Here is a 21,249-nt window from a genome sequence, read left to right on the forward strand (position 1 = left end):
TAATTTTGGACTAGATAGCTAGAATATGACTCATCGTCTCATTGGTAGGACAGTGCTATGCAAGATCTGAATGACCTGCATTACTTTGCCAAGGTGGTGGAGGCCGGCGGCTTTGCGGCGGCTGGCAGGCTGCTGGGGATACCGAAGTCGCGTCTGTCTCGGCGGATAGCCGAGCTGGAAGCGCGGCTGGCAGTCCGGTTACTGCAGCGAACCACCCGCAAGCTGGCCTTGACCGAGGTGGGGGAGCGTTACTACCGGCACTGCCAGGCGATGCTGGTGGAGGCTGAGGCGGCTGATGAAGTGGTGGCTGCCGTTAGCGCCATCCCCCGGGGCCGGTTGCGGGTGTCTTGTCCGGTCGCGCTGGCACAGTCGGATCTTTCTGCCATCGTGGTGGACTTCCTGGCTGCCTACCCGGAGGTCATGCTGGAGCTGGTATTGACCAACAGGCGGGTAGACCTGGTGGAAGAGGGGCTGGATGTGGCGCTGCGGGTGCGCTCGCCGGATGATGAAGACCCGTCGCTGATATCGCGGCGGCTGCGGCCGGCAGCCGCCATCCTGGTGGCATCACCCAGCTTGTTGCAGCAGCATGCGATCACGGTGCCGGAAGACCTGCATGGCGTGCCTATCCTGGGTGCTGTGGAGGCAGACAGACGGGTACGCTTGCGGCTGGAGGGCGCCGCTGGGGTGGTCAAGGAGCTGGCATTTGAGCCCAGGCTGAGCGTAGAGGATTTCGAGCTGCGCAAAGCGGCAACCTTGCGTGGGCTGGGGGTGGGCACGCTGCCCCACCCCTATTGCACGGCAGAGCTTGCCAGCGGCGAACTGGTACAGGTGCTGCCGGACTGGGAAATACCGGGCGGCTTCCTGCAGGCGGTCTACCCTCACCGCCGGGGGCTGCTGCCTGCTGTCAGGGTGTTTATCGATTTTTTGGTCGAGGTATTTGGTCGTGATGCCCAGCGCTTGGTGTAGAGACCGGAGGCATACTAAAACTCTGACCTGCATACTGTCCCTTGGATGCCGGTCTATTGCCCCCTATCGCTGAGCGGCTGAACCCTGCTTTCCACATGCCATGGCGTGCAGCGGGCTGCAGGTTCCCACCACCCCGCCAGCAGGGTATTGTTAGCGGCGCCAGACCCTGGCTTGCACTGCCCCTTACCGGAAAGAGCCCCATGATCATTGTGCATCACCTGAATAATTCGCGTTCGCAACGTTTGCTCTGGCTGCTGGAGGAACTGGGCCTGCCCTATGAGATCAAGCGCTATGAGCGTGACCCCAAGACTATGCTTGCGCCACCTGCGCTACGCGAGGTGCATCCGCTGGGCAAATCGCCAGTGATCAGCGATGGCGAACTGGTGCTGGCCGAGTCTGGCGCCATCATCGAGTATCTGGTGGACAAGTACGGTGGCGGCCGCCTGGTGCCGCCAGCGGGTACGCCGACGCGGCTGCGTTACACCTATTGGCTGCACTATGCCGAGGGGTCGGCCATGACGCCCTTGTTGCTGAAGCTGGTGTTTGATCGGGTGGAGAGCGGCCCCATGCCCTTCTTCGTCAAGCCCATCGCGCGTGCCATCGCCAGCAAGGTCAAGCAAAGCTATGTGCTGCCGCAGATTACCCAGCACCTGGATTATCTGGAGGCCGAGCTGGCCCAGGCAGACTGGTTTGCCGGCGAGGCATTCAGTGCGGCCGACATACAGATGAGTTTTCCGCTGGAAGCGGCAGCAGCGCGCGCGGGCCTCGACCAACGCCGGCCCAGGCTGATGGATTTTCTGCAGCGCATCCATGCACGCCCGGCTTACCAGCGGGCGCTGGAGCGGGGCGGCGAGTATGCCTTGTTGGGCTGAGGCGGCAGGGGTAGTTGTACCTGCCGGTATCTCTTAGAGCCTGTTCAACGTCTTTTCACCGCGTCGCGGCCCGTTGGGCTCGCAGCCTTGCCGGATGAAGGGCAAGGCGCAAGACGCGCAGCGGTACGGGTACCGTAAGCAGCTTGCAACGCCGCCACTCGCCGGCAAGGCTGCGAACCCGAAGGGCTGAACTGGAAAACGGCCACTCACTGCGTTGTGGCGCTTGGCAATAACTTGTTATTGCCTGCGCACCACGCCTTGTGCCTGGCCATTTTCCAGCTCAGCCCAGCGGGCCGGCGCACGGCGAAAAGACGTTGAACAGGCTCTTATGCCTGATAGATCAGGCGGGCGCGCTTGACGTTGCAGAACAGCTCGTAGTCTATGGTGCCGGCCGCTGCGGCTATCTCGCTGGCCGGCAGGCCCTCACCCCATAGGCGGACAGCGGTGCCGACGACCGCTTCGGGATGCTCGCTCAGGTCCACTACCAGCATGTCCATCGAGACCCTGCCCAGGATGCGGCTGCGGCGGCCGTTGATCAGCACGGGGGTGCCGGTGGGCACGATGCGAGGGTAGCCATCGGCATAGCCGCAGGCCACCACGCCCATACGCGTGGCTTGCTCGGTTACAAAACGGGCGCCGTAACCGATGGCTTCACCGCGGCTCAGCTCGCGTATGGCAATCAGCTGGCTATCCAGCGCCATGACGGGCAGTGGCCAGTCGGGCAGCACGCGATCGGTGCCGACGCCGCCATACAGCATGATGCCGGCGCGACCCCAGCCGCCATGGGTGGTGGGCCAGCCGAGGATGGCGCCGGAGTTGCAGAGGCTGGTTTCCAGCCCCAGTCCATCGATGGCCGCCTGAAAGAGGCTGGCGGCTTGCGAGGTGGCCTCTACGTCCAGTTCGTCGGCACGGGCAAAGTGTGTCATGGCGATGACCTTGCCGACCTTGCCGCTGGCTTGCATGCGGTCATAGGCTGCCTTGAAGGCGGCAGGCTGCAGTCCCAGGCGGTGCATGCCGGTGTCGATCTTGGCCCAGATGGTGAGTGGCCGGCTCAGCTCGGCAGCTTCGATATCGGCGATCTGTGCCTCGCTATGCAGGGCAGTCCAGAGATCGTACTGGTCTATCAATGCCAGCTCGCTGGCTTCAAACCAGCCTTCCAGCAGCAGTATGGGCTTCTTGATGCCTGCCTCACGTAACTGCAGGGCTTCTTCGATCGCTGCCACGCCAAAGCCATCGGCTAGATCTTCCAGCGCCTGTGCGCAGCGTACGGCGCCATGGCCGTAGGCATTGGCCTTGACGATGGCGAGCACTCGGCCGCCATGCAGGCGATTGGCCAGCAGATAGTTGTGGCGCAGGGCGGATAGCGAAATGGTGGCGGTTAGCGGGCGGCTCATGGCGGGCAGGCGTGTGGAAAGCGTAGGGAATTATGGCGCAAAGCCTGCCTGCCGGCCCGGTACAGCCGGATGGGCGGCAGGCAGTGCTGTGCGTATGGGCTGCGGGACTAGGCCGTGGCGGGGTGCAGGCCTTGCAGGTGGCTGGCTACGGCGCGGCGACCGTAGCGGTCTATGGCCAAGCCATCAGTGCTGATTTCAGGGCGCTGGCCGATCACGATGTCAGCCAGCAATTTGCCCGAACCACAGGCCATGGTCCAACCCAGGGTGCCGTGACCGGTGTTGAGCGACAGGTTGGCATAGGGGGTGCGGCCGACGATGGGGGTGCCGTCCGGCGTCATGGGGCGCAGGCCGGTCCAGAAATTGGCGGCCTTGACGTCGCCACCTTCAGGGAAGAGGTCGGTGACCACCATTTCCAGTGTTTCGCGACGGCGTGGGTTCAGGCTCAGATCATAGCCGCCCAGCTCCGCCATGCCGCCGACGCGGATACGGTCGTCAAAGCGGGTGATGGCGATCTTGTAGGTTTCATCCAGCACGGTGGAGACCGGTGCGCCATCGGGATTGGTGATGGGCACCGTGAGCGAATAGCCCTTGGTGGGGTAGACCGGCAGGCTCAGGCCCAGGTGCTTGACCAACTGGCGGCTGAAGCTGCCCAGGGCCACCACATAGTGGTCGGCCACCAGCCGCTCACCGCCAGCCAGGCTCACGGCAGCGATGCGGCCTCGTTCGACTTCCAGCGTGTCGATTTCGGTGTTGAAGCGGAACTTCACGCCCATCTGCTGTGCATGGCGAGCCAGTTCGGTGGTGAAGCGCTGGCAGTCGCCGGTTTCGTCGTTGGGCAGGCGCAGGCCGCCGACAACACGGCCGGGCACCTTGGCCAGGGCGGGTTCGGCGCGCGCACAGCCTGCTTCGTCCAGCAGTTCGAACGGTACGTTACAGGCTTCCAGCACCGGGATGTCGCGGGCAGCGCCATCCAGCTGCTTCTGGCTACGGAACAGCTGCAGGGTGCCTCCGGTGCGTGCTTCGTATTGCAAGCCTATCTCCTGGCGCAGGCTACGCAGGCAGTCGCGGCTGTACTCGGACAGACGCATCATGCGTTCCTTGTTCACTGCATAAGCAGCGTCATTGCAGTTGGCCAGCATCTGGGCCATCCACTGCAACTGGAACAGGCTGCCGTCTGGCCGCACGGCCAATGGGGCATGCCGCTGGAACAGCCATTTAATGGCCTTGGTGGGAATGGCAGGGGCAGCCCACGGCGTGGAGTAACCGGGGGAAATCTGACCGGCATTGGCAAAGCTGGTTTCCAGGGCGACATCGGACTGTCGTTCCAGTACCGTGACATCGGCGCCGGCGCGGGCCAGATAGTAGGCCGTGGACACACCAATCACACCGCCACCGAGTACGATTACCTTCATGGTTTACCTGTCTGAATATGCAAGAAGAGAATTCGCGCAGTGTATTGATCAAATACCAAAAAGTGCCGCCAAGTTGTCGGCGTTCAGCAGGAAAAAATCTGGTTTGATATGATGTTTGCCAGATTTAATCTGGAATTGCCCTTATGCGCGAATTGGACCGTGTGGACCGCAAGATATTGACCCTGCTGCAGCAGGATGGGCGTATGGCGCTGACGGAGCTGGCCGAGAAGGTGGGCTTGTCCACCACGCCGACGTCGGAGCGGGTGAAGCGGCTGGAGCGTGATGGCGTGATAGAGGGCTATTACGCTCGGGTCAATCCGCGCGCCGTGGCCTGCGCCCAACTGGTATTTGTGGAATTGCGGCTGGCGGCCAAGTCGGCCGAGATATTCGACCAGTTTCGGCGCGAGGTGATGAAACTGCCCAATATCGTGGAATGCCACCTGGTATCCGGCGACTTCGACTATCTGGTCAAGGCACGTATTTCCGATATGTCGCAATACCGTACCTTGCTGGGCGATATCTTGCTCAATCTGCCCGGCGCAGTGGAATCACGTAGCTATGTCGTGATGGAAGAGGTCAAGGAGACCTTGGTGCTGCCTGTACTGCCCAGCTAGGGCATTGCTGCCCCTAGCCAGGATTGCTGCGAGGATCATTGTGGGCAGCCTTACTCCTTCAGGTATTTGTCGTAGATGGCCTGGAAGCGGCCACTCTCCTTCAACTGCTTGAGTCCGGCGTTGAAATCGTCACGTACCACGGCATCGCGGAATACCGGACGGTAGTCCTGTGGATTGACTGTGGTGAAGCGATGCTCTTGTACGGGCTTGGGCAGAAAGCCTTCGGTTTTCTTCATCTGCAGGGTGAAGTAGCGGAAGATGCTCCGGTCACTCAGCACGACGTCGTAGCGCCCTTTGTCCAGCGTCAGTACCTGGACTTTCTGGTCGTTCTGCTCGTAGTAGTTGCCTTCCTGCTTGACTGGATTGAGCCAGTCGGGATAGCGATTGATGGCCCCCTGGAAGGAAATGACCGACAGACCCTTGAGGTCGCTGGGCTGGCGTAGATGCAGATTGCGTGACTTGAGCGTGATCAGCACGTTGTCGTAGATCACTGCCGGATCGCCATACTTTGCACCGTAGGGAGTCAGGTCTTCACCCAGATCGGTCATGGCGGCGTTGACGTGGCGATTCTTGAAGGCCACCGGAATGCGTGCAAAGGGGAAGTAGACTGGTTTGAGCACATGGCCGCGATAAGCCAATGCCTCGCCAATGACCTCCAACTCTATGCCTGAATTGGTCTGTGGAAAGCAAAACGGCGGGATCTTCTCGCCGAAGGCCATGGTGACTTCCTTGGCATGGGCGGGTGAGAGCAGTATCAGCAGGAGGGTAAGTTGTTGTAGCTTCATGATTATTTAATATATTGAAGTTGATAAGAAATCCACTGACGTGGTCTCAGCTGTTGCATTCGGGGCTGGCGATGCTGTTCCTGCATGGCCGCTGCGGCAACTTACCGGCGTGGCGGCTTGGCGGGCTCTGTGTACCACTGCTCGGGCGGTGTCAGCACTGGCTGGCGCGCCCGGTCAAAGTAGTGAGGTGACATGATCTGTACCCCATGGCGATTGAAACTATCCTGCACGTTGGCATTCAGGGCTGACAGCACAAACGGCAGGCGCTCTGGCTTATCGGTATAGACGTTCAACTCGTAGCGCACATAGAAATCGTGCAGCTCGGTCTGCAGCACAAAGGGGGCGGGGTTCTGCAGAACCTCAGGCGTTTGCGCTGCGGCCTCCAGCAGAATGGCGTGCACCTGTCGCCAGGGGGTGTCATAGCCTATCGTTACCGCCGTGGTCACCAGCGCACCACGATCTGCGCCACCGGATGAGAGATTGGTGACATGGCCTTGCAGTATCACGGAATTGGGCAGGGTGATCTCCTGATTCCGTATGGTGTAGAGTTTGGTGACCAGGAGGGAGTGGCTGACGACGACACCTTGCACCTCGCCTATGCGTACCAGGTCGCCAGCCCGGTAGGCACGCATATAGGTAAGGATGACGCCGGCCACGATATTGGAGATTGCGCCAGTGGAGCCCAGGGAGAACAGGACGCCCAGAAACAGCGATACCCCCTTGAAGGCGTCTGAGCTGGAACCGGGGATATAGGGGTAGGCCACCATCAAGGCAAAGACGATCAGCAGGAAGCTGGCGATCTTGCGGCTGGGATCGGCCCAGTCCGGATAGAAGCCCTCAATGCGCAGGCGTCCACGTTCTATCTCCAGGAATACATAGCGGATGACACGCAACAGATAGCGTGTGGCGATGACCAGTACCAGCAGGAAGAGCAGCTTGGGCAACTGCTCGGCCAGTGTCTGGCCCGCTGCTTTTAGCGGATCGAGCATCCAGCCCAGCAGCTTGCCCGCCAAGGGGCGGGTGGCTTCGAAATAGCTGAGCGTCAGTTCCAGCGTCAGATAGAACAGGCTCAGCCACAGCAGGAGCTTGCAGAAACGCAGTAGGAAGACTTCCAGCCGCAGAAGTGGCTTGGCCTTGAGTACCCGGTGGGTACGCCGTTCCAGTTGTCGGGCGCTGAGCCGGCTGCGTTTCACTATCCAGGCTTGCAGCCTGCGCCATAGCCGGTTGAGTACGACACCCAGGATGACGGCGCCAAACAAGGTGAGTGCGGTGTAGACGGTGCTCAGCCAGACTGGGTGGAGGCCGGTATCAAACGCCAGGGCCAGGGGGCTGAGGACAAGCAGGAGTAGGGCGCGCATGGGCTTCGATGTTGGGAGGGCTGGCGCTATTATGGGAAGCCTTTCCGTTGCCGACAAATCGGGAGATCCAATGAGTGAACAGTTTGACCGTGGCCTGAAGGTGAGGCGCGAGGTAATGGGGGATGCTTTTGTCGATAAGGCCTTTGCCGATGCAGATGCCTTTACCCTGCCATTGCAGGAGTTTGTGACCGAGCATGCCTGGGGTACGGTATGGAATCGCGCGGGGCTGGATCGCAAGACCCGCAGCTTTATTACCCTGGCCATGTTGGCTGCGCTGGGCCGTAGCCAAGAGTTGAAAGGCCATGTGCGGGGTGCGCTGAATAATGGCGCCACGGTTGAGGAAATACGCGAAGTGCTGTTGCATTCGGCCATCTATGCGGGCGTGCCGCTATGTGTTGATGCCATGCGTGCGGCGGGCGAGGTGGTGCGGGAGGTAGCAGGTGACTGATGCCGACGCACTCAGCAGCATGCTGGCGCAGCGACGGCAGCCCGGCGCTGACAAGGCGGCAATAGAGCAGGCCATCTTTCAGCGCTTTGGTTGCCAGCGGGCGGTAATGTTCACCGACCTGGTGGGGTTCTCGCGCATGGTGGAGGCGTTCGGGATTGTCCACTTCCTGCAGGTGATACAGGAGTCGGAGGCTTTGTTCCTGCCCTTGCTGCAGCAGCATCAGGGGGTGTGCCTGAAGCGTGAGGGGGATTCGCTGCTGGTGCTGTTTGAGCAGGCAGCAGACGCCCTGCATTGTGCCCTTGACCTGCAGGCCGCCTGCACGGCCGCCAATGCCGGACGGGTGGCCGAGGAGCGGATAGAGGTTTGCATAGGCCTGGGCTACGGCCCGGTGTTGCTGATCGATGACAAAGAGGTCTGGGGCGCGGAGGTCAATGCGGCTTCCAAGCTAGGCGAGGAAATGGCCAAAGGAGGCGAGATACTAGCGACCGATGGCTTCCGGCTGGCACAGCCCGAGGCGGCCTATGCCGACCATGGGTACCTGTTCGGTAGCCGGCCGGTGTATCGCCTGCTGGGCTGACAGCAAGAATCGGGTGGGCGGGTGAGGGTTCCCCTGCCTAGGATGCCGCCATGGATACCGCTACCTACTCCCACGATGATCTGCCAGCACGCGCCGAGGCCTATGTGACAGTGGCTGCGGCCTTGGACTGGCTGCGCACCCATGCCGACGAACAACCCGAGCTGGCAGAGCTGGCCCGCCATGTGGGCTTGTCCGAATCGCATCTGCAGCGCCTGTTTGCACGTTGGGCTGGTCTCAGCCCCAAGCGTTTTCTGCAGCACCTGACGGGCGAAAAGGCCCGGGCGGCGTTGCTGGCGGGTGAGGATGTGATGGGCGCCAGCCTCTCGGCGGGGCTCTCCGGCCCTGGGCGTTTGCATGATCTGATGCTGAGTTTTCAGGCGGCGACACCCGGTGAGATCAAACTGGGTGGCGCGGGCTGGGTGTTGACCTGGGGGCTGGCAGCGACGCCCTTTGGTTTGGCCCTGCTGGCGCAGGGACCGCGTGGGGTGGTCAAGCTGGCCTTTGTGGACGATGGCCATGCGCAGGCATGGGCTGAGTTGCAACGCGATTGGCCGGCGGCACGCCTGCAGCGCGATGACCAGATGATGCAGTTGCTGGCTGAGCGCGTGTTTGGCGGTTTTCAGCGATTGGAGCCGGTGCACCTTTTTGTCAAAGGTACGCAGTTTCAGCTCAAGGTCTGGCAGGCGCTGCTGCAGGTACCCGAGGGGCGGTTGACCACTTATGGCGAGCTGGCGCGGCGGATAGACCAGCCTGGGGCGGCCAGGGCCGTGGGCAGCGCGGTGGGGGCCAATCCCATTGCTTTGCTGATACCCTGCCACAGGGTCATACGGGGCGATGGTGGCCTGGGTGGCTATCACTGGGGCGAAACCCGCAAGCGGGCCCTCATCGGCCTGGAGCTTCAACATCGGCAGGACCTAGCCAGCGTCGAGGTAGTGCGTGGGTAGGCGGGATCTGGCTGAGCTGGTATTGCTGGCCGCACTCTGGGGTGCGTCCTTCCTGTTCATGCGGGTGGCGGCACCTGTGTTTGGGCCTTTGGTACTGGTCCTGGTTCGTGTGGGGCTGGCCACGCTATGCCTGCTGCCCCTGGTATGTTGGCGCGGCGAGTTGCGTGCCCTGATAACTCATTGGCGCCCCTTGGCAGTGGTGGGATTACTCAATTCTGCCCTGCCTTTCAGCCTGTTTGCCTGGGCGGCGCTCTCGCTTTCGGCTGGGTTTACTGCGGTGCTCAATGCCACCACTCCTTTATGGGGTGCGGTAGTGGCGTGGCTGTGGCTGGCGACGCAACTGCCGCGTGGCAAGGTACTGGGCCTGGCATTGGGTTTTCTTGGGGTAGTGGTGCTGGTCTGGGGCAAGATCAGCTTCAAGCCTGGCGGTGATGGCTGGGCGGTGCTGGCGGCCATGCTGGCACCTGTCGCCTATGGGATCGCCGCCAACTACACCAAGCAAAAACTGGCCATGGCCTCGCCCCTGGTGGTGGCTACTGGTAGCCAGCTTGCTGCGACCTTGATGCTCTTGCCGCTGGCTGTACCGCTATGGCCTGAGCACCCTATCAGCCTGAATGCCTGGCTTGCTGCCATCGCCTTGGCGGTGGTCTGCACTGCATTGGCTTTTCTGCTGTTCTTCCGGCTTATTGCAAAGGTTGGGCCGGGCAAGGCGATTGCAGTGACCTTCCTGATTCCGCTGTTTGCCATTGTCTGGGGCGGGATATTCCTGGGCGAAACACTGACTGCAGCTATGGCGGCGGGCGGCGGCATCATCCTGCTGGGCATTGCGCTGGCATTGGGCCTGTGGTCACCGCGCTGGCTGGTACCGGCCAAGATGGACTAGTGCGTCTCGGCGGGGCGCCGCAGCGGGGTAGTCCGCTGTTTTTGCCATACCCGCCGCAGATCGCGGGCCGAGCCAAAGCCGCCGGCTTCGGCGATACGCTCCAGCGACCAGTCACGTAGCGTCAACAGGGGTTCGATCTGTGCAAGCTGTATCTGCTGGTAATAATCCAGCGGGCTGACGCCCGCATGCTGCCGGAACAGCCGTGCCAGGTGGCGCGGGCTGACGCAGGCGACGCTGGCCATGGCCTCCAGCGGCCAGTGCCTGGCTGGCTCGGCGCTGATGGCGTCTTGTACGCGGTGGACTGCCGGATGCAGGTGGTTGCGGTAAGCCAGGAACGGCGAATGCTGCGGCGTGGCGCTGTCGCGTCGTAGCCAGACGACCATCTCGCGGGCCACTGCCAGCGCCAGTTGCGGGCCGCATTGCCGCGCGATCAACTCCAGTGCCAGGTCTATGCCGGTAGTGATGCCGGCCGAGCTGGCGACTTCGCCGTCTAGCACAAACACCCGGTCATTCTCCACGCGGGCGTTGGGCGCGATCTGCTGCAGTTTCTCCACCAGGGTATGGTGGGTGGTACAGCGGCGATGATCCAGCAAACCGGCGGCACCCGCCAGCAGGGCTGCCGAACAGATGGTGATCAGTTGACCATGTGGCCAGGGCTGCCCGGCGGGGCATAGCTGCTGCAGCCAGGCCACGGTTTGCCGGGCTGCAGCGGCCGATTGTGCTGCCATGGCACCTGCCAGGCCGGGGATGATGACCCAGCCCTGGGGTGGCAGCTGGCCGGGCAGCGCCTCGACACCATCCAGCGCCATCCCCAGCGAGCTTTGCGGCATGGCATCTGGCCCGCAATAGTGCAGCTCGAACCGACCACCATGTTGATTGGCAATGCGTAGCGCTTCGGCTGGTCCGGCGAAGTCCAACAACAGAAAGCCGGGCAGCAGGATGAAATGAACCGGGATGGTGGGGGGCTGGGTCATCTGCTCATGCTAGTTACGGGGTTTATGGATACGTTCCGTGCTGGCGGGATACTTGATCAGCTTTTCAGCTGGCCGGCGCGGACGTTGCAACAATTCTCCGCCACAGTTGGGACAGACACCAGCCAGCCTTGCCTGGGCACAGTCGCGGCAGTAGGTGCATTCAAAGGAACAGATAAAGGCGTCAGGGCTGTCGGGTGGCAGATCCTTGTCGCAGCATTCACAGCTGGGGCGCAGGGCAAGCATGGTGTGATCCTTCGCTCAGGCTGTCAGCGGCAACTGATCCAGGACAGCAGCAACGCTGCGCACGGTGGCAAAGCGGCCTGCCAGTACCAGTTCGGTGCGTTCCTTGATTTCGGCAGGACTATAGAGGCGGTCATTGGCATGGCGCATGGGGAAGGTCATCGTCGCTTCGGTCACATAATCCACGGTGTAGCCCATGTCTGAGGCGTTGCGTGTGGTGGTTTCACAGCATTGCTCGGTGCGTATGCCGGAGATGATCAGGTGGTGTATGCCCTGCGCCTTGAGCCATGCGTCGAGGTCGGTGCCGACCATGGCACTGTGGACATGCTTGACGACGGTGTGGTCCGCCTGCGGATCGCTTCCTGCCAATGGCGTGATATGGCCGGAATCCTGAGCAAAGGCGGGATTGCCGTCGATATCGACATGAAAGACACGGACAATGGGTAGACCGGCTTCGCGGCAGCCGGCGATCAGTTTGTTCTGTTGGAGCAGATACGCATCCAGGTCGTCGGCTTGCCAGTAGGTGGTATGGCGGAACGATTCTTGGACATCGATGACTAGCAGGGCGGCGGACATATCAGGACTCCAGCGGGTTGGGATGTCGCTACTTTAAGCAACATCCACTCAAGCCACAGTGCCGAAACCCGACCAGAATAGGACAGATATGGACAAGCTACATGGACGCTCCTGAACAGGTTCTTAGAGCGGCGAACAAAAACTAGCGTAGCGGTTCTGGCTAGGCGTGCGAGCGCTGGCGCTCGCAGCAGACAGTACGTGGGTACGGCAAGCTCGCACAACAACGCCAGAAGGGTCTTGTTAGCAACTCTTAGAATGTCTTGGCCCGATTGAGGCCTATCATGGGCAGATGAGTGTAGACCTCCTGCAGAATCGCATCGGCCTGGGCATTGTTGCTGGCTTTTGCCAGCGCTTCACGCAGGGCTACCAGCGCCAGACGCAGTTCCTTCTCGTCATCGCAGTGGCTGATGCGGCGCTTGAGCAGCATGGCCTTGAGTCCCAGGTGTTTCTCTACCAGCTGGCGCATCAGTGCTGCCACCGGGCGCAGGTGTTCGGGCAGCTTGCTGGAAACCGGGATGTCTTCAAGCTGGGTATCGTCGACAGCGGCTGTTGCAGGGGGCGCTACCGGCGCTGTGGTTTGTGCAACAACGGGTGCTGTAGATACGACAGGGGGTGCGGCAAGGGGGGGCGTTGGTGCCGCCGGCTTGATGGTGACGGCCACGGTGGCCATGGCGGCTGCGGCTATCTCGCGTTGACTGGGGGCTGGGGGTGCTGGTGGCTCGACCACGCTGCCGGGCAAAGGCTCGATCAGACCTAACTCCAGCAGTTTGTCGACTGTTTCGGCCGGGCTACCCAGCGACACGGCCAGTTGTACCAGTTGCTCGCTGTTCTTTTGACCGTCCACCTGCAGCAGCAGGGTGCGCAGGCGTACCGGCAACTTGGTACCACCTTCGCGTGCCTGCAGCGCCTGCTGGCCGGCTTCGGTCTTGCGCATAATCGCCATCATTACAGTGTTTCCCTCGTGTCATGTCTCGCCGCATCGCCTGCAGCGGGGCAAAGTTAGCACAAGAGTACAAGCTCTGTGTTTTAGATGAATTTCAGCATTTACTTACGTTCTATCAGCCGTGCAGGGTATATCGATATCGGGTATGGCTATATCGCAGGATCGGACACGCCTACTGCACCACTGTCTTACACCACCTGGGATTGTCCCGGCAGGGCAGGCCCAGGTTCATGGTTAGGCCAACTAATAATAGGCTAGCCAAACATGGGTGTGCCAGCAGATCAGGCCTGCATCTGCAGTCTGTCTTGCCGCTTGATTCGGTAAAGCAGGTGGGGTCGCAGGGGGTGGCCTGCCTCCAGCCTGGGGTGGTCGAAGTCATCGGCCGGATTGCGCTGCATGCCCAGACGTTCCATTACCGCATGCGAGGGGAGATTGCCCATGGCCGCCAGGGCGACGATTTCTTCGATACCGGGCTGTTGAAAGCCCCAGTCCAGGCAAAGCTTGGCAGCTTCAGTTGCGTAGCCCTTGCCCCAATGGGCACGAGCCAGGCGCCAGCCTATTTCGACACAGGGAGTGAAATGGGTGGGGTAGGGGGGGGCGCAGCAGGCCGGTAAAGCCGATCAGCTCGGCTACGCCGGGCACTTCCACTGCCCAGAAGGTAAAACCCTCACGCTCGGCGTGTTCACGCATGCGGCCTATCTCTGCATCACTCTGTTCACGGTTGAGCACGGTAGGGAAAAAGCGTCGGACTTCGGGGTCGGCGTTGAGGGCGGCGTAGGCTTCCAAATCGCTATCGCGCCAGTCGCGGACGATGACGCGTTCGCCGTGGAGGGAGAAGGCCATTGCAGTTTTCCTTTCTAAGTGTTGTTGCAGACAAAGCCGCCGGATGTAGTTAGGCAAACCCGCTATGCCCTGGTTTGCTGGCAGGCCACTGGTGGGCCGTTGCCCTTTTGCGGCAGACAGGTTTCAACTTTGGCTGATATTGTTGCGCAGGTGAAATAGCTGCGCAGAGTGTACCGCGCTCTGCCCCTCGGCCGCCGGGCCGGGTCAATCTGCAGGGATAGTGAGAATATGGCAAGGCAATCGATACCCCGCCTGGGGGTGGTGGCAACGCGCGCCTTGGCAGAAATGGCGCGCGGCGTGCTGGCTGGAGCAGGGCAGCGCTATGAACTGCAGCTGATAGAGATGCCTGCCGACGAGGCGGTGGCCAGCGTGCGTGAGCTGGTCCAGGCGGGGCGGCTGGACGCGGTGATTGCTGCGGGCCGCGGTGCAGAGCTGCTGCGTGGAGCGCTTGATATACCGGTGGCGCAGATCAAGGTGACCGGTTACGACATATTGCATGCGCTGGTTGCGGCGCGCCGGCTTAATCCGCGAGCGGTCTTGCTGACGCGCCGACGCCTGGCGGATGAGTTTGAGTCGTTGAAGCCGATACTGAATCTGGAGTTGGTGCCGCTGATCTATGAGGGCGACGATGAGGCACGTCGACACCTCGATACCTTGTCACGGGCTGCGCGGCCGGTCGTGGTGGGCTCTAGCCAGATCGTGCATCTGGCGGGCTTGCATGGCTTGCCTGCGGTTTTGATCTACTCGATGGATTCCATCGTGGCGGCGATTGAAGCCGCGCTGGAGCTGACACGGGTGGCCAGGGTGGAGGAGGCCAAGCGGGAGCGGCTCGACCGCATACTGGAGAGCCTGGCCGAGGGGGTCGCTGCGGTTGATATGGATGAGCGGGTACAGACCATCAATCCGGCGCTGGCCGCCTTGGTTGGGGTGGCTGGGGAGTGGGCCGAAGGCAGGCGGCTGTCAGAGCTGGCCCCTGAGCTATCGCTGGCCAGTGTGCTGAAAAGCGGTGAAGGGCGGCGCGACGAGGTGGTAACGGTGGCCGGTCGCAGGCTGGTAAGCCAGCGCCTGCCCTTGATGGAGGCTGGGCTGCAGGTGGGGGCGGTACTGACCTTGCAGGAATCGACTGCCATTGAGCGGGCGGACCGCAAGTTGCGGGCTGAAGCGCGCCGCAGCCCATTTCGTGCGAAATACAGCCTGGCCGATGTGTTGGGTGATGCACCGTTGATCAAGGAAGCACGCGAGTTGGCCCTGCTGTATGCGGGTACGGATTCTTCGGTGCTGATTGGTGGTGCTTCGGGCACTGGCAAGGAGTTGTTTGCCCAGGGCATACATCAGGCCTCAACGCGGGTGGATGGCCCTTTTGTTGCGCTCAATTGCGCGGCCTTTCCCGAGAACTTGCTGGAATCGGAATTATTTGGCCACGAGGAAGGGGCGTTTACCGGCTCGCGTCGCGGTGGCAAGCCTGGTCTGATTGAACTGGCGCATCGCGGAACCTTGTTCCTGGATGAGATAGGCGATATGCCCCTGCCCTTGCAGACGCGTCTGTTACGAGTGCTGCAGGAGCGGGAGGTCTTGCGGCTGGGGGCATCGGAGCCAATACCGGTGGATGTGCGGGTGATTGCGGCCACCCATGCCGAGTTGAAGGAGGTGATGGCGGCAGGTCGATTCCGCATGGACCTATATTACCGTCTCAATATCCTCAGCCTGACCTTGCCCGCCTTGGCGCAGCGCGGTCAGGACGTGGTGTTGCTGGCGACGCGGCTGGCTGCTGATGCACTGCAGCGGCTAGGCGCAAAGCAGCCCGCCGATGCCTTGGTCGTACCCCTGGTCAGGGCGAGCCTGGGCTATGGCTGGCCTGGCAATGTGCGCGAACTGCAAAACCTGGTGGAGCGACTGGCGGTGTTTCTGTGCGCGCATGGTAGTTTGCGCGATAGTGATATACGGCGCTTGGCACCGGAGCTGACCGCGGCAGATGCGGCGGATGCATCTCTGGCCAGGACTGCCGATACCGCGAGGCGCCAGCGCCTGCAGGCCGTCCTGGCGGAGTGCGGTGGCGACAGGGCGTTGGCGGCGGCGCGACTGGGTATTAGCCGCACCACGCTGTGGCGGATACTGCGCGAGGCCGAGTAATGCCTGCGGAGGGGTGGCAGGCGGACTGGTAGGCAATGAAAAACGCCCACCTGGGAGGGGTGGGCGTTGGCAGGCAAGTGTTTGCTTACCCTTGGTGCTGTCAGATTCAGGCGCCGTTGCGATCCAGATGCGGTAGCTTGTTCTTCACTGTGGACCACTGGTCGTGATCGGGCAGCGGGTCTTTCTTCTCAACGATGGGTGTCCAGGCCGGGTTCCGGGACAATTCTGCGTTGATCTGGATATAGGCTTGCTGATCGGCGGGCACATCATCCTCGGCGTAGATGGCCTCGACCGGGCACTCGGCCACGCACAGGGTGCAATCTATGCACTCGTCCGGGTCGATCACCAGGAAATTGGGGCCTTCGCGGAAGCAGTCCACCGGACAGACATCCACGCAGTCGGTATATTTGCACTTCACGCAGGCATCGGTCACCACGTACGTCATATCGCTCAGTCCTTTAATTCTTGCGACGCTGAAATTTTTGACGATTGTAACAGAAGCGCTCAAGACTCCCCGCACAGCATGGTTATTTCCAAAGACGCCCCTATCATAAGCCCCCCCTACACCGGGCGCTTTGCGCCCAGCCCCACTGGTCCGCTACATGCCGGCTCGCTACTGTCGGCGGTAGGGAGCTATCTGGAGGCGCGCGCCCGTGGCGGACGCTGGCTGGTGCGGATGGAAGACCTGGATCCGCCGCGTGAGATGCCGGGGGCGGCAGATGACATTTTGCGCACCTTGGCGGGCTTTGGTTTCGAGTGGGATGGCGAGGTGATGTATCAGAGCCGCCGGCTTGAGCGCTACCGCGAGGTGTTGGCTGGCCTGCAGCGTGATGGGCAGTCCTATGCCTGCGCCTGCACCCGACGCGAGATTGCGGATTCCAGTGTGCGTGGCATCGACGGGCCGGTTTATCCCGGCACCTGCCGTGCCGGGCTGCCGGCCGGTAAAACCGGTAGGGCATGGCGTATAAAGTTGGCCGATAATGTCACCGTAACATTTACCGATGCGCTACAGGGTTTGCAGCGGCAGAATCTGGCCCGCGACTTGGGCGATTTTGTACTTTTGCGCGCGGACGGCTATTTTGCCTATCAGCTGGCTGTGGTGGTGGATGATGCCGATCAGGCAATTAGCCATATAGTCAGGGGGGCGGACTTGCTGGACTCAGCCCCGAGGCAAATCTATTTGCAGCAGGTGCTGGGATATCCGCAACCTCAATACGCGCACCTGCCGGTATTGATCAATTCCGCAGGTGAGAAACTCAGTAAACAGACCCGCGCTGCGCCCCTGGATATGTCGCGCAGGTCGCTATTGTTGTGCCAGACGCTGGATAAATTGGGACAGATGCCACCCGGTGCTTTATTTTCGGCTAGTCTGACCGATATCTGGTCTTGGGCCTTCACGAATTGGCGACTTGACAAAGTGCCTACGTGCAGGGACTTGGTGGAACCGTTGTGCGGCAGCGACGAACCGGTTTAACGCCAATGTCATGTATCCCATTGAAATGTAAGCGGCAAACTTTTTTCTTTTTATTTGCCGCAATCGCTGTCTAAACTCAGGTGGCACGCGAGCTTGCGTGCATAACCCCATGATGTTAATTTATTTGTCGGAATTTTGACTCCGCAAAAAAGGTGGGAGCCGTGCGAATCAGATCAAAACTTAAGGCCACTGTCGCGGCTGTTGCCTTGGCGACGTTACCCGTTGCCGTTCATTCAGCAGGCCTCGGGCGCTTGAATGTGCTGTCGGGCCTGGGCCAGCCGCTACGTGCTGAAATAGACCTCGTTGCCGTACAGGCAGCCGAGATCGAGTCCTTGCGTGCCGGGTTGGCCGCCCCCGATTCCTATCGGGAGGCCCAAATCGAATACCCTTCATCCTCGCTGGGCTTGCGCTTCAGCCTGGATAAGCGCTCAAACGGGCAGTACTATATCTCGGTCAATTCTTCGCAGAGCGTCAATGAGCCTGCACTGAACTTCCTGATCGAGCTGAAGTGGGAAGGTGGCCGCGTATTACGTGAATACACCGCGCTGCTGGATCCGGTGGGTTACAACGCGGCTACTGCCACGGCACCCGTGGCCGCCAGCCGGCCGGCGACGCCCGTGCCGCAGCCTGCAGCGCAGCCGGTGCAGGCAACCGCACCCAAGCCTGTCGCCCCAAAGCCTGAGCCCGCCAAGCAGCCTCAACCTCAGCCTGCAGCCGAAGAAGCATCCGGCGATGCCGCTGCCTACACGGTGCGGACGGGCGATACGCTGGTGGGCGTAGCGCGCATGAACATGGTTGAGGGTGTGAGCCTGGAGCAGATGCTGGTTGGTATCTATCGTGCCAACCAGGGTGCTTTTGATGGCAAGAACATGAACCGCCTGCGCAAAGGCAAGATACTCAACATCCCCGACAGGGATGCCCTGAGCAACATCTCGCCATCGGAAGCTGCCCAGGAGATACGGGTGCAGGCCCAGGATTGGCGTGCATACCGCGCCAAGCTGGCCGATAGCGCTGGTGCCTCGCAGGCGGAAGCCACTCCTGGTGCCGGCAAGATTACGGCCAAGGTCGAAGACAAGGTCAAGGCGCCAGAGTCTGCCGGCAAGGACACGCTGAAGCTTTCCAAGGGCGAGGATGGCAAGCTCAAGGAGCGCGTGCAGACGCTGGAAGAAGAATCGACTGCACGGCAGAAGGCCTTGGCTGAGGCCAGCCAGCGCGTCAGCGAGCTGGAGAAAACCAACAAGAAGCTGGAAGAATTGTTGGCCCTGAAGAGCAAGCAAGGTGCCGATCTGCAAAAGCAGGCTGAAGCTGCCAAGGCTGCGAAGCCCACTGCAGTGGAGCCGGCCAAGCCCGTCGTAACAGCCCCGCCTTTGCCCACCCCCGTACCAGCCGAGCCGACACCGGCACCAGGTGCCGTGACTGCCGCACCTGCGGTGGAGGCCCCGCTGAATCCGGAGACTGGCGCACCCGTTGTGGCTGAACCGGCACCGCCGGTAGTGGCACCTGTTGAGCCGCCCAAGCCCAAGAAGAAGCGTCCGCCTATCGTGATGCCGGAGCCGGAACCGGAGCCGTCCTTGCTGGAAGACCCGATGGTGCTGGGTGCGGGTGGTCTGGCACTGGCACTGTTGGCCGGTGGTGGCTTCTGGTTTGCGCGCCGCCGCAAGAAGGGCAGCTTTGAAGACAGCGTGATTACCGGCTCTGACCTGAAATCCAACACCATGGTGGGCAACACCGGTGGTGCGGTCATCAGCACGGGTGTGACGGAGAACTCCTTCCTCACCGACTTCAGCCGTGCTGGCCTCGGCACCATCGATACCGATGAAGTGGATCCGATTGCCGAAGCCGAGGTGTACATGGCCTATGGCCGTGATGCCCAGGCCGAGGAGATACTCAAGGATGCCTTGACCCGTGATGGCACCCGGCAGGAAGTACGCCTGAAGCTGCTGGAAATCTACAGTGCCCGCAAGAATGCTGCGGCGTTTGAGGGCACCGCACGGGAACTGTATTCCGGTACGCAGGGGCAAGGTCCGCTGTGGGCGCAGGCGGCTGAAATGGGCCGTGCCCTGGATCCGCAAAACTCGTTGTATCAGCAGCAGGCGCCAGTTGATACCGGTGCGCTGGACAAGACCATGATTCTCTCGGCGGGTACGCTGGGTGAGATGGCGCAGGAAACTGCAAGGTTTGCCCAGCCTGCGACCGAAGCACCGGCTGCTGGTCTGGACCTGGACTTCCAGCTGGATGCGGGCGAGGCGGCTGCGCAGCCGGTCGCTGGCGATTCGCTGGATTTTGATCTGGGTTTGGGCGCCGAGCCTGCTGCGCCTGCCGAGGCACCGCTGGATCTGTCGGCCGGCATGCCGGACATGACGCCTCCGCCGGTAGCGGCTGAGGCCGAGATGGACTTCGACATCGGTGAGTTCAACCTCGATGCGCCGGCTGCGGCTGCTGCACCCGAGGCGGCTGCCGATGATGGCATCCTCTCGCTGGATATTCCGCTAGACCTGCCCAATGAACCTGCAGCAAAGGCTGCGGCGCCGCTGGATCTGGGTTCGGACATGCCGGACTTTGCCCTGCCTGTTTCGGATGAGCCGCTGGCTGAACTGGATACACCAGATTTGGCCGCAGGCCTCGACTTCAACTTCGACATGGGTGAGGCCCCTGTGGCATCGCCTGATGCTGCCTCGGCAGATACGCTGGATATGGATGGTATGGGTTTGGACTTGGATATTGCGCCCGAAGCGGCTAACGGCACGGACGTGATGGATTTTGGCGCGGAACTGGATGATCCGGTTACCACCAAGATTGATCTGGCCAGGGCCTATATCGACATGGGCGACAAGGAAGGTGCGCGTGAAATACTGCAGGAGGCCATGAGCGAGGGTAATTCCGAGCAAAAGTCCACTGCGGAGTCTTTGCTGGCACAGCTGTAATTGCTAGGGGCCTGGCCCCGCTTGAGGCAAAATGGAACGTGGGTCGCTTAGCGACCCACGTTTTGTTTTGTACTGGGATTTGAGATGGGTTGGTGTCATGCGTATTGCTCTGGGTATTGAATATGATGGCCGTGCCTTCTGTGGCTGGCAGGCACAGCCCAGCGGCAGGAGCGTGCAGGATGCGCTGGAGGCGGCGATAGGGCGTATGGCCGGTGAGAAGGTACGCTTGCACGCAGCAGGCCGTACCGATGCGGGGGTGCATGCCTGCCAGCAGGTAGCCCATTTCGATACTGGAGCCAGGCGACCCGTAACAGCTTGGGTACGCGGCGTGAACAGTTTTCTGCCTGAAGGTGTGGCCGTGTTGTGGGCGCGCGAAATGGATGAGCGATTTCATGCCCGTTTCTCTGCCACAGCGCGGCACTATCGCTATCTGTTGCTGAATCACCCGGTCCGGTCGGCCATTCTGGCAGGGCGGGTGGGTTGGCACCATGCGCCGCTGGACGTGGAGGCTATGCGCGAGGCGGGTGGCTACTTGCTGGGCGAGCATGATTTTTCCAGCTTCCGTTCATCGGAGTGCCAGGCAGCCAGCCCGGTCAAGCGCATGACCCGTTTTGAGATTGTGCGCGAGGGCGACCTGCTGCGCCTGGATGTCTCGGCTGGGGGCTTTCTTCACCATATGGTGCGCAACCTGACAGGGGCGCTGATCCATATCGGCAGGGGTGCGGCACACCCGGCCTGGATGGCGGAGTTGCTGGCGGCGCGTGATCGCACCGTCGCGCCACCGACCTTTATGCCGGATGGCTTGTATTTTGCCGGTGTCAGCTATCCGGCTGACTTCGGCATTGCCAGCGAGCCCGCCTTCCGCCACTATCTGGTTTAGTCTGATTTCGCC

Annotated in this window: 22 protein-coding genes and 1 pseudogene; 11 read left to right on the forward strand and 12 right to left on the reverse strand. The window is 61.5% G+C overall.

Features of this window, described 5'->3' with window-relative positions; genetic code table 11:
• Nucleotides 1–57 precede the first annotated feature (57 nt).
• Together QWZ03_RS10930 and QWZ03_RS10935 are read left to right on the forward strand one after the other, a co-directional pair.
• The gene (locus QWZ03_RS10930; RefSeq protein WP_290332741.1) at nucleotides 58–966 is read left to right on the forward strand and encodes a LysR substrate-binding domain-containing protein; all 909 of its coding nucleotides are present in this window, start codon (nucleotides 58–60) and stop codon (nucleotides 964–966) included.
• 200 nt (nucleotides 967–1,166) lie between these two features.
• Nucleotides 1,167–1,838 carry a glutathione S-transferase gene (locus QWZ03_RS10935; protein ID WP_290332742.1) on the forward strand — a complete coding sequence of 224 codons (672 nt, stop codon included), beginning with the start codon at nucleotides 1,167–1,169 and terminating at the stop codon, nucleotides 1,836–1,838.
• A gap of 326 nt (nucleotides 1,839–2,164) precedes the next feature.
• Here the strand turns inward: QWZ03_RS10935 and alr are convergent, their stop codons facing one another.
• Together alr and QWZ03_RS10945 are read right to left on the reverse strand one after the other, a co-directional pair.
• Complete coding sequence (gene alr / locus QWZ03_RS10940; protein ID WP_290332743.1) at nucleotides 2,165–3,232, reverse strand: alanine racemase; 1,068 nt, start codon at nucleotides 3,230–3,232, stop codon at nucleotides 2,165–2,167.
• A 107-nt stretch (nucleotides 3,233–3,339) separates the two neighbouring features.
• On the reverse strand, nucleotides 3,340–4,644 hold the full coding sequence (locus QWZ03_RS10945) for a D-amino acid dehydrogenase (protein WP_290332744.1): 1,305 nt from the start codon (nucleotides 4,642–4,644) through the stop codon (nucleotides 3,340–3,342).
• Nucleotides 4,645–4,787: 143 nt separating this feature from the next.
• On the opposite strand from QWZ03_RS10945, the gene QWZ03_RS10950 reads away from it, so the two are divergent.
• Nucleotides 4,788–5,258: an Lrp/AsnC ligand binding domain-containing protein gene (locus tag QWZ03_RS10950; RefSeq protein WP_284196458.1), complete on the forward strand. Its 471-nt coding sequence runs from the start codon at nucleotides 4,788–4,790 to the stop codon at nucleotides 5,256–5,258.
• Nucleotides 5,259–5,308: 50 nt separating this feature from the next.
• Here QWZ03_RS10950 and QWZ03_RS10955 read toward each other — a convergent pair whose 3' ends face one another.
• A complete protein-coding gene (locus QWZ03_RS10955) occupies nucleotides 5,309–6,043 on the reverse strand; it encodes a substrate-binding periplasmic protein (protein WP_290332745.1) in 735 nt (244 codons plus the stop codon).
• 101 nt (nucleotides 6,044–6,144) lie between these two features.
• Entirely contained in the window at nucleotides 6,145–7,401 is a 1,257-nt protein-coding gene (locus QWZ03_RS10960; RefSeq protein WP_290332746.1) for a mechanosensitive ion channel family protein, read from the reverse strand.
• A 70-nt stretch (nucleotides 7,402–7,471) separates the two neighbouring features.
• On the opposite strand from QWZ03_RS10960, the gene pcaC reads away from it, so the two are divergent.
• The 4 genes from pcaC to QWZ03_RS10980 are packed head-to-tail and all read left to right on the forward strand — an operon-like array spanning nucleotide 7,472 to nucleotide 10,253.
• Nucleotides 7,472–7,849: a 4-carboxymuconolactone decarboxylase gene (pcaC, locus tag QWZ03_RS10965; RefSeq protein ID WP_290332747.1), complete on the forward strand. Its 378-nt coding sequence runs from the start codon at nucleotides 7,472–7,474 to the stop codon at nucleotides 7,847–7,849.
• Nucleotides 7,842–8,426 carry an adenylate/guanylate cyclase domain-containing protein gene (locus tag QWZ03_RS10970; protein ID WP_284196454.1) on the forward strand — a complete coding sequence of 195 codons (585 nt, stop codon included), beginning with the start codon at nucleotides 7,842–7,844 and terminating at the stop codon, nucleotides 8,424–8,426. The genes pcaC and QWZ03_RS10970 overlap by 8 nt, the downstream gene beginning before the upstream one ends.
• Nucleotides 8,427–8,476: 50 nt before the next feature.
• On the forward strand, nucleotides 8,477–9,370 hold the full coding sequence (locus QWZ03_RS10975; protein WP_290332748.1) for a methylated-DNA--[protein]-cysteine S-methyltransferase: 894 nt from the start codon (nucleotides 8,477–8,479) through the stop codon (nucleotides 9,368–9,370).
• Nucleotides 9,363–10,253, forward strand: coding sequence for a DMT family transporter (locus tag QWZ03_RS10980; protein WP_290332749.1), 891 nt, complete (start codon nucleotides 9,363–9,365; stop codon nucleotides 10,251–10,253). Before QWZ03_RS10975 ends, QWZ03_RS10980 begins: the two co-directional genes overlap by 8 nt.
• Here the strand turns inward: QWZ03_RS10980 and QWZ03_RS10985 are convergent.
• From QWZ03_RS10985 to QWZ03_RS20905, 7 genes and pseudogenes are all read right to left on the reverse strand, one after another.
• Nucleotides 10,250–11,227: a GlxA family transcriptional regulator gene (locus QWZ03_RS10985; RefSeq protein WP_290332750.1), complete on the reverse strand. Its 978-nt coding sequence runs from the start codon at nucleotides 11,225–11,227 to the stop codon at nucleotides 10,250–10,252. The genes QWZ03_RS10980 and QWZ03_RS10985 overlap by 4 nt on opposite strands.
• A 9-nt stretch (nucleotides 11,228–11,236) precedes the next feature.
• Entirely contained in the window at nucleotides 11,237–11,470 is a 234-nt protein-coding gene (locus QWZ03_RS10990) for a DUF1272 domain-containing protein (RefSeq protein ID WP_290332751.1), read from the reverse strand.
• Nucleotides 11,471–11,485: 15 nt separating this feature from the next.
• Nucleotides 11,486–12,043: an isochorismatase family protein gene (locus QWZ03_RS10995; protein ID WP_290332752.1), complete on the reverse strand. Its 558-nt coding sequence runs from the start codon at nucleotides 12,041–12,043 to the stop codon at nucleotides 11,486–11,488.
• 250 nt (nucleotides 12,044–12,293) lie between these two features.
• Nucleotides 12,294–12,989 carry a hypothetical protein gene (locus tag QWZ03_RS11000; protein ID WP_290332753.1) on the reverse strand — a complete coding sequence of 232 codons (696 nt, stop codon included), beginning with the start codon at nucleotides 12,987–12,989 and terminating at the stop codon, nucleotides 12,294–12,296.
• A gap of 278 nt (nucleotides 12,990–13,267) precedes the next feature.
• Nucleotides 13,268–13,399, reverse strand: a complete 132-nt coding sequence (locus QWZ03_RS20900; protein ID WP_308447547.1) for a hypothetical protein — start codon at nucleotides 13,397–13,399, stop codon at nucleotides 13,268–13,270.
• Nucleotides 13,400–13,438: 39 nt separating this feature from the next.
• Nucleotides 13,439–13,546 (reverse strand): annotated as a pseudogene (locus QWZ03_RS21000) (GNAT family N-acetyltransferase); the annotation flags it as partial.
• Nucleotides 13,497–13,829, reverse strand: coding sequence for a GNAT family N-acetyltransferase (locus QWZ03_RS20905; RefSeq protein ID WP_308447548.1), 333 nt, complete (start codon nucleotides 13,827–13,829; stop codon nucleotides 13,497–13,499). The gene QWZ03_RS20905 and the pseudogene QWZ03_RS21000, both read right to left, overlap by 50 nt.
• A gap of 228 nt (nucleotides 13,830–14,057) precedes the next feature.
• Here QWZ03_RS20905 and prpR point away from each other — a divergent pair, with 228 nt between their 5' ends.
• Nucleotides 14,058–15,959 carry a propionate catabolism operon regulatory protein PrpR gene (gene prpR, locus QWZ03_RS11010; RefSeq protein WP_290332754.1) on the forward strand — a complete coding sequence of 634 codons (1,902 nt, stop codon included), beginning with the start codon at nucleotides 14,058–14,060 and terminating at the stop codon, nucleotides 15,957–15,959.
• A 106-nt stretch (nucleotides 15,960–16,065) separates the two neighbouring features.
• Here prpR and fdxA read toward each other — a convergent pair whose 3' ends face one another.
• Nucleotides 16,066–16,404 (reverse strand): ferredoxin FdxA, encoded by a 339-nt coding sequence (gene fdxA, locus QWZ03_RS11015; RefSeq protein ID WP_284196445.1) that lies wholly within the window; start codon nucleotides 16,402–16,404, stop codon nucleotides 16,066–16,068.
• 78 nt (nucleotides 16,405–16,482) lie between these two features.
• Here fdxA and gluQRS point away from each other — a divergent pair, with 78 nt between their 5' ends.
• The 3 genes from gluQRS to truA all read left to right on the forward strand — a co-directional run bounded on the left by gluQRS (nucleotide 16,483) and on the right by truA (nucleotide 21,237).
• Nucleotides 16,483–17,433, forward strand: a complete 951-nt coding sequence (gene gluQRS, locus QWZ03_RS11020; RefSeq protein ID WP_290332755.1) for a tRNA glutamyl-Q(34) synthetase GluQRS — start codon at nucleotides 16,483–16,485, stop codon at nucleotides 17,431–17,433.
• 161 nt (nucleotides 17,434–17,594) lie between these two features.
• Nucleotides 17,595–20,357, forward strand: a complete 2,763-nt coding sequence (locus QWZ03_RS11025; RefSeq protein ID WP_441302637.1) for a motility hub landmark protein FimV — start codon at nucleotides 17,595–17,597, stop codon at nucleotides 20,355–20,357.
• A 97-nt stretch (nucleotides 20,358–20,454) separates the two neighbouring features.
• The gene (gene truA, locus QWZ03_RS11030) at nucleotides 20,455–21,237 is read left to right on the forward strand and encodes a tRNA pseudouridine(38-40) synthase TruA (protein ID WP_308447549.1); all 783 of its coding nucleotides are present in this window, start codon (nucleotides 20,455–20,457) and stop codon (nucleotides 21,235–21,237) included.
• Nucleotides 21,238–21,249: the final 12 nt, after the last annotated feature.

Source organism: Chitinimonas viridis, assembly GCF_030409555.1.
GTDB classification, from domain to species: Bacteria; Pseudomonadota; Gammaproteobacteria; order Burkholderiales; family Chitinimonadaceae; genus Chitinimonas; species Chitinimonas viridis.